This window comes from uncultured Tateyamaria sp., assembly GCF_947504105.1.
GTDB lineage: Bacteria > Pseudomonadota > Alphaproteobacteria > Rhodobacterales > Rhodobacteraceae > Tateyamaria.
This window is the reverse complement of record NZ_CANNGP010000092.1, coordinates 1-5,771: the sequence shown is the minus strand read 5'-3', so window position 1 is coordinate 5,771 and position 5,771 is coordinate 1. Positions and strand designations below refer to the sequence as shown.

The 5,771-nt window shown below is 50.0% G+C and carries 7 protein-coding genes and 1 pseudogene; 3 read left to right on the top strand and 5 right to left on the bottom strand.

All coding sequences use genetic code 11. The features are described from left to right. Nucleotides 1-76: 76 nt before the first annotated feature. The 4 genes and pseudogenes from Q1A75_RS23240 to Q1A75_RS23230 all read right to left on the bottom strand — a co-directional run bounded on the left by Q1A75_RS23240 (nucleotide 77) and on the right by Q1A75_RS23230 (nucleotide 2,994). The gene (locus Q1A75_RS23240) at nucleotides 77-382 is read right to left on the bottom strand and encodes a hypothetical protein (protein WP_299551143.1); all 306 of its coding nucleotides are present in this window, start codon (nucleotides 380-382) and stop codon (nucleotides 77-79) included. A 407-nt stretch (nucleotides 383-789) separates the two neighbouring features. Continuing rightward, nucleotides 790-2,013, bottom strand: coding sequence for a hypothetical protein (locus Q1A75_RS23235; RefSeq protein WP_299551140.1), 1,224 nt, complete (start codon nucleotides 2,011-2,013; stop codon nucleotides 790-792). Between the two features lie 135 nt (nucleotides 2,014-2,148). After that, a pseudogene (locus Q1A75_RS24350) lies at nucleotides 2,149-2,250 on the bottom strand (SEC-C metal-binding domain-containing protein); the annotation flags it as partial. A 168-nt stretch (nucleotides 2,251-2,418) separates the two neighbouring features. Beyond that, entirely contained in the window at nucleotides 2,419-2,994 is a 576-nt protein-coding gene (locus tag Q1A75_RS23230) for a DUF2326 domain-containing protein (protein ID WP_299551137.1), read from the bottom strand. Nucleotides 2,995-3,096: 102 nt separating this feature from the next. On the opposite strand from Q1A75_RS23230, the gene Q1A75_RS23225 reads away from it, so the two are divergent. Then, nucleotides 3,097-3,402, top strand: a complete 306-nt coding sequence (locus tag Q1A75_RS23225) for a hypothetical protein (protein WP_299551134.1) — start codon at nucleotides 3,097-3,099, stop codon at nucleotides 3,400-3,402. Between the two features lie 103 nt (nucleotides 3,403-3,505). On the opposite strand, the gene Q1A75_RS23220 is transcribed toward Q1A75_RS23225, so the two are convergent. Continuing rightward, nucleotides 3,506-4,165, bottom strand: coding sequence for a helix-turn-helix transcriptional regulator (locus tag Q1A75_RS23220; RefSeq protein WP_299551131.1), 660 nt, complete (start codon nucleotides 4,163-4,165; stop codon nucleotides 3,506-3,508). 111 nt (nucleotides 4,166-4,276) lie between these two features. Here Q1A75_RS23220 and Q1A75_RS23215 point away from each other — a divergent pair, with 111 nt between their 5' ends. After that, nucleotides 4,277-4,531 (top strand): hypothetical protein, encoded by a 255-nt coding sequence (locus Q1A75_RS23215; protein WP_299551128.1) that lies wholly within the window; start codon nucleotides 4,277-4,279, stop codon nucleotides 4,529-4,531. A gap of 337 nt (nucleotides 4,532-4,868) precedes the next feature. Beyond that, on the top strand, nucleotides 4,869-5,741 hold the full coding sequence (locus Q1A75_RS23210) for a tyrosine-type recombinase/integrase (protein ID WP_299551125.1): 873 nt from the start codon (nucleotides 4,869-4,871) through the stop codon (nucleotides 5,739-5,741). Nucleotides 5,742-5,771: the final 30 nt, after the last annotated feature.

Genomic DNA, 5,771 nt, shown 5'->3' with positions numbered 1-5,771 from the left:
CCGGTGGATCTTCCCCCAAAAGGTACAGCATCTGAACGACCGGCGAATTTCAGATTAATTTACATAATCCACATTATCAGTTGGTCACGACTTTAATAATTTTCTCTTTGCTCTTTGCGCACTTGCCAGCATTTCCTATGCTGATAATTCCTCCCCCATCGATAGAGTTGGTGTAAGGAGTAAAGCCACACGCCTCAGAGAAGCTCCCCACCCAACGACCATATACGATACCATCTTTTTTGGTAACGTGTATAGCCTTGCTGTAGAGTGTGAACGTCCTATCCAAATTTGGCTGACCCTGCGCTGGCACGACTTCATCGATGGGAATACTGTCACCTTGCTCTTCCAAAGCTTCAATGAATTGCGTGAAATCATCTGACATTTTAATGTACCTTCAGTGTGAAATGTGTATCTGATTATCTCCCAACTAAACTTTGAAATATGCGACCAGTCAAGGTCGGATGCAAAACACGCCTAGTGGGCGGTGTCGATATTATTTTTCTGATGTCATAATCTAGACTATGAAGGTTTTGCGATCACGGCGCGGAAGGTGTGAATGTCCCTTATAAATGAGACTCCTATTTCGAGACTCAAATCAAGGTCGCATGAACATTCCACGTCTGCCCTGTTCGAGCAAAGCAGCCGTTCAATGAGCCCGGAGTTACCAATGCTGTGAGATCCGCTAACGGTAGCTTTCATGTTTTACCTCGATACTACAATGCCGCTCACCGGGGATTTTGATCGAGTTGTGTTGCGCCAGAACACAACGCAGATCATTCGATTTTGGAATCATTTTTTGGCGCCGTTGGCCTTTATGTCTTCTGTACTGTGACGTTCGATAGCCATCTGTGTTCCCTTCCTTCTTCGTGCAAAACGCTCAATGATTTCGTTGAAGTTGATCCCAATGCCAAAAAAATTCGGTTGAAGCATAAGCGCTCGCGATGCACCGGCAACACCCCCATCGGGCGCACTATCCGCCTTCGCCTCTGAGGTTGCAGTCCCATTTGCGGCGGTCTCAGTCACCCGCACCAGAAGGTTCAAGCGCCGTTGGTCAAAAAGTGGCTCTGTTGCCTTCAGCGCCTTGAGCCAAGCCTGCGCCTTCTCCAACATTTCAATTCTTTCACTCCAAATGGAGATCGCCGAATACGTGAAGATAAAGTCCATCATGCCCGGCTCATCAAGTTCCTCAATCGGCACGCCTTCAATCTGGTGTACCGCTTTCTCGATCTCTTTTTGGTATAAGAAGCACTCGGCCAAATGGATGTGGCAGATTAGTCTGCCATCTAACACAATAGCCGCCTCATAGGCGCGAATTGCCAGCTCCCATTCCCGTGCGCATCGATAACAATCACCCATCTGACAATACAGGTTTGAACGTCCATGATCCGTCCAGATATCGTCTTGCATCGCTGCCGATAACTCTGAAGCGGTTTCGCGCAGCAAATCATCGTCATCAGTGATAGTGCCGAGCGTTTCTTGCACATCATAGAGCTTTTGCCTCCCAAACGACGATAGCTCTTCATCATTTCGATATTCGTCCAAAAGGTCGCTTAGCTGCGTCTCCGCAGCCTTGGGGTCACCATGCAATAGAAGGTCAATGGCCTTGCCGCCTCGATACTGGATTTGGCTCTCTGCGGACTCATCAAGATGAAGGAGGCGATCAAAAAATGCGGTACGCTCCGAGAACGATTCATTTCTCAGCTCAAGATCGATGAAGATTTGCAGAATCTCTATGTCATCTTCGGCGAGGGTGATTGTGCCTAGCTTGGCCAGTTCTTGGCGCGCCTTGGATCGGCTGCCTCCGGGTGCTAAATGAAGCACGGCCCGTTGGTATATTATCTTCTTTCGCCACCACGCGTGATCAATGTTTGCGCTCAAACGCTCAAGGGCTGCTGGCCAGCTTTTCCACTTTCCGGTTTGGAAATAGAGCCATGAAAGACGATCTACATAATCCCCAAGTGCATTGACGTCGATCCGCAAAAGCGGCTCTATCGGCTCGCCGAGATGGAGCATGGGCGCTGCATTTGTCCTGTGCCAAATCGTGTACTGGGTGACATCTGAGCGCGCAGCGACTAGCGCACGTCCAAGTTTTTTCTCTTTGCATGCCGCCGTGTAAGCTTTGCCTATGTCGAAGCCTGGGAGACGATTCCAACAACAATCCTTGTACTTTCCCCCTGAACCGCAGGGACACAAATCATTTAGTTTGGGCTTCCAGTACTTCCGGCGCTCTTTTCGCCGTGTCCCCACCATCTTTTCCTCTTTTTGCAACTGATCATTTTATGCGTACAGAAGTCACCTACATTTCGACCGAACACATAAGTGTTTGTGTTTTGACTTAAATAAATTTGCGAAGTAGCCGCCACCTCAGATTGCTGAGTGGGTATTGCCAGTGTCTGTTTTATTTGCTGGCCGCACCTATTAAAACCGAAGACCGAAGAGGCCACCAGTTTCTTCTTCGTCGTTCAGGCGTGTTGGGTTCACGTGCTGCCACACATCAAAGTTTTCTTGAAAACCGTCATTAGGCAGCACATCAGAATTCATAGTCACGATGTATTGGAACCCAACCCGCTCCGCATGCGTAGCGCCAAGCTGAAGTGCCTTGGCTACTTGTCGTTCATCAACTCCATCGAAGAGATGGCTGTCATGGACAAGGAAACCGGGTCCGAGACCTCGCTTCGTTGCTAATTCGGCCAGCATCAAGTCGAAGCAGAAAATCTGCATGTTGTTGATGCCCTTGCTCCGTTGAGACTCGATAGTCACATCAAAAGTGGGTCCATTGTCGGTGGCACCAATTTCGAGGTTTCCTGCTTGTTCGTAGAGCGCGTTGGATAGGTTCTCGAAAACAAGGATCGCTTCCTCAACGATTGCGCTTCGTTCATGCAGATCGGCTTGCAGGGCTTGCTGCAATCGCGCGCGTTCGATGTCTAGCTGGACTTGGGTGCTCTCGATTCGCTCGGCGATTTCTAGCTGTTGTCGCAGCGCCTCTAAGCTCACAACGAAGCTTGCTCTTTTCGATCAAGGTGGCGCCACAACGAAGCAATCATCTGTTGAGGTCGGGTACGCACAGCTCACATAAGTCCATAGAGGAGCTATAACTTGCCAGATCTAACGATCCCCAACATTCCTGGCCGAATCTTCTTGATGCTTCAATCACTTGCTGCAAAGCACAACCTACCAATCGAGGATTACGCCAAACAGCTCCTGTGCGATGCTGTCGCACGTGCCAGCCTTGAAGCTGATGTGGATATCTCGATCAGACAGCTTTTAGAAAACTTTGATGCGTATCTACGGATTGCGGAGCATCAATCAGTTTTCTTTTTTGATGAAAGAGGGCGACAATTTGCACTGGTGCCCATTGCAGAGCTTGAAAGGATAAACAGTCTCTCAGAAAATGACGCCTGACCGCCGCCGTCGGATTATCCGATCTCGCGGCACCAGCTGCTAGTGATATCTACCAGGACGTAGGAATCAGCTAACTGTTCGGCTATATCTGGCACCACCGCCTTTAGTTCCCACTCGCCTCTTTGCCCGCTTCGTCGTCAGGAAAGTCTTCAGCGATTATTTTGTCCCTCTCGGCCATATCACGCTCGTAGGCTCTCTGATCCCCCATATAGCTTTCCCAAAGAGGCGGCGCAGGTAGGTCTTCTGGATGATACTTGTACCGGGTTACCGACCTAACTGCACCGATGATGTCGTCCGGCCTGGCCTTTACACCATCGGGTTGTCGCGCGAACATTCTATCGATGACGGCCCTCTTTGTTTCCATCGGCATATTTTCGTAGCTATGGCCAAGAAAACAAAGCGCTTTGATGGCTTCATCCACAACGAACTTGATCTTATCAAGTTTTGGAGACTTAGCGCCACCAAGGAGAACCTCATTCAAGTCTGCACCTGTAAATGCTTCCAGCTGAACAAGAGCACTTGATGGAATTGCTCGTTTGCCTGTCTCGTACATGTAGTAACTACGGGACGACACGCCCATCATTTCGGCCATTTCCGCTTTCTTGAATTTACGCTTCTTCCGGAACGCTTCAAGATTCTCGTGCACCTTTACACTCAGGGCTTGGGCGAGAGTTTGATCGTTAATCATCGCCTGCATCGCCGCCTCTTCGGCAGCATGCTCCTCCTCCGGAGTGCCGTCAAATCCTTGCAACTTGAAGCTCATTTTCAAAAATCAGTCCTATAGTTCCTGTTTTATAAGTAATATCGGCACCCACTTGTTTGTAAAGTAAAATTGCGCATTAATGTAAAAAGTTACAAGGAACGGAGAAAAACAGTGCCTGAACTGCTGACGCATGGCCAAACACCCGAAGAGTGGAGTCAAACTCTTGCAGGACATGGGGTTCATGTGTCGCCTAGGCTTATTCGCTCTAGAGCGCGCGAAACTGGGAATTATCACCAACTTGGGCATCTCATGCTTCTATTGCCATCGCATATCGAGGCGCTGATTGAACCAGGTAAAGCAAAAACTGACCAAGTGGAGCTTTCATTAGAGTCGGATGCAACGAACAACAGTGGGACCAATCGATGAAACATGTGCGCGGGAATATGGATTGGGGTGGCGCACTGCGTCGTGCCGATGCTGCGCGCTACTGCGGTCATTCAGCGGGTCATTTTGATAAGCTTGTTAAGAACGGCAAATATCCCCCCGGAAGAAATGCAGACGGAGTAGCTTTATGGCTACGCTGGGAGCTCGATCAGGCCTTGGCAGAGTTGCCAAGAGTAGACGCGTCTGAATGGGAACCTGGAAACAGCTGCGACGAGGCGTTCGGGTGCTAACGAAGATGAAATATCTGAACCCTTCTGGGCGATTTCCCAGTGGCAACGTTCGTTATTACTTTCGACCCAAAGGTCGGAAGGGCGTCGCTATGCCTGATCTTCCACCAGACCACCCAGGCTTTTTTGCCGCCTACGCCATTGCCGCAGGCAGCAATGAGCCTATTAGGCTGCCAGCCAAAAGCGGTAGCTTGGACTTCGGTATCCAGGGATATCTAAAACCAGATGCCTTTTTAATTGGGTTGGCTGAAGGAACTCGTGCTGTAAGGCGGCGTATGCTGGATGACATGCGAGAGCGATACGGACACGCGCGGGTGTCGGACCTTCAGCAAAAGCATGTTGAAGCAGACCTCAACAGATTCTCTGGGCATGCATGGAACAACCATCTCAAGACCTGGCGTGGTCTCGGAAAGTGGCTGGCCCAAAAGTACAACATTGATGACCCGGCAAAAGGCGTAAAGAAAGCTCCAGTGGCTCAATCCGATGGTCACATTCCCTGGTCAAACGAAGAAATTGAGGCGTTTCGTAAGCATTGGCCCATCGAAACTCCTGAACGTCTTGCTCTTGAAATCCTTTTCTGGACTGGCGCACGCATCTCTGATGCAGTTCGGCTCGGCCAAGGTAACGTAGATCGGGATGGGTGGCTTGTGTTTCGTCAGCAGAAAACAGGAGGTGAAGTAGCAATTCCATTTGCTCGTGCACTGCCGGAGTTTGCTGACGGTATGGAGCCAGATCTTGCATTACTTCATTCGGCCCTGGACGCGCGGAAAGACAAGCATGTCACGTGGATCACCACGGCTCACGGAAAGTCTCGGAGCGTCAAAGCTGCAGGTCAGTGGCTGGCAGCAAAAACAAGAGCTGCGGGCATTAATGGAAGATCAGCGCATGGGCTACGAAAAAGTCGAGCCCGAGCTCTTGTGTGTCTGACGTCAGCGCCTATGGGTCCAAATAGCGGTATTTGCTAAGAGAGGGTTTGTTGCTCATCGTGGCCACCA

Coding starts and splice junctions, on each gene's coding strand:
- Q1A75_RS23240 (WP_299551143.1), bottom strand. CDS start 382: ATGTCAGATGATTTCACGCAATTCATTGAAGCTTTGGAAGAGCAAGGT.
- Q1A75_RS23235 (WP_299551140.1), bottom strand. CDS start 2,013: ATGCTCCATCTCGGCGAGCCGATAGAGCCGCTTTTGCGGATCGACGTC.
- Q1A75_RS23220 (WP_299551131.1), bottom strand. CDS start 4,165: ATGAGCTTCAAGTTGCAAGGATTTGACGGCACTCCGGAGGAGGAGCAT.
- Q1A75_RS23210 (WP_299551125.1), top strand. CDS start 4,869: ATGCCTGATCTTCCACCAGACCACCCAGGCTTTTTTGCCGCCTACGCC.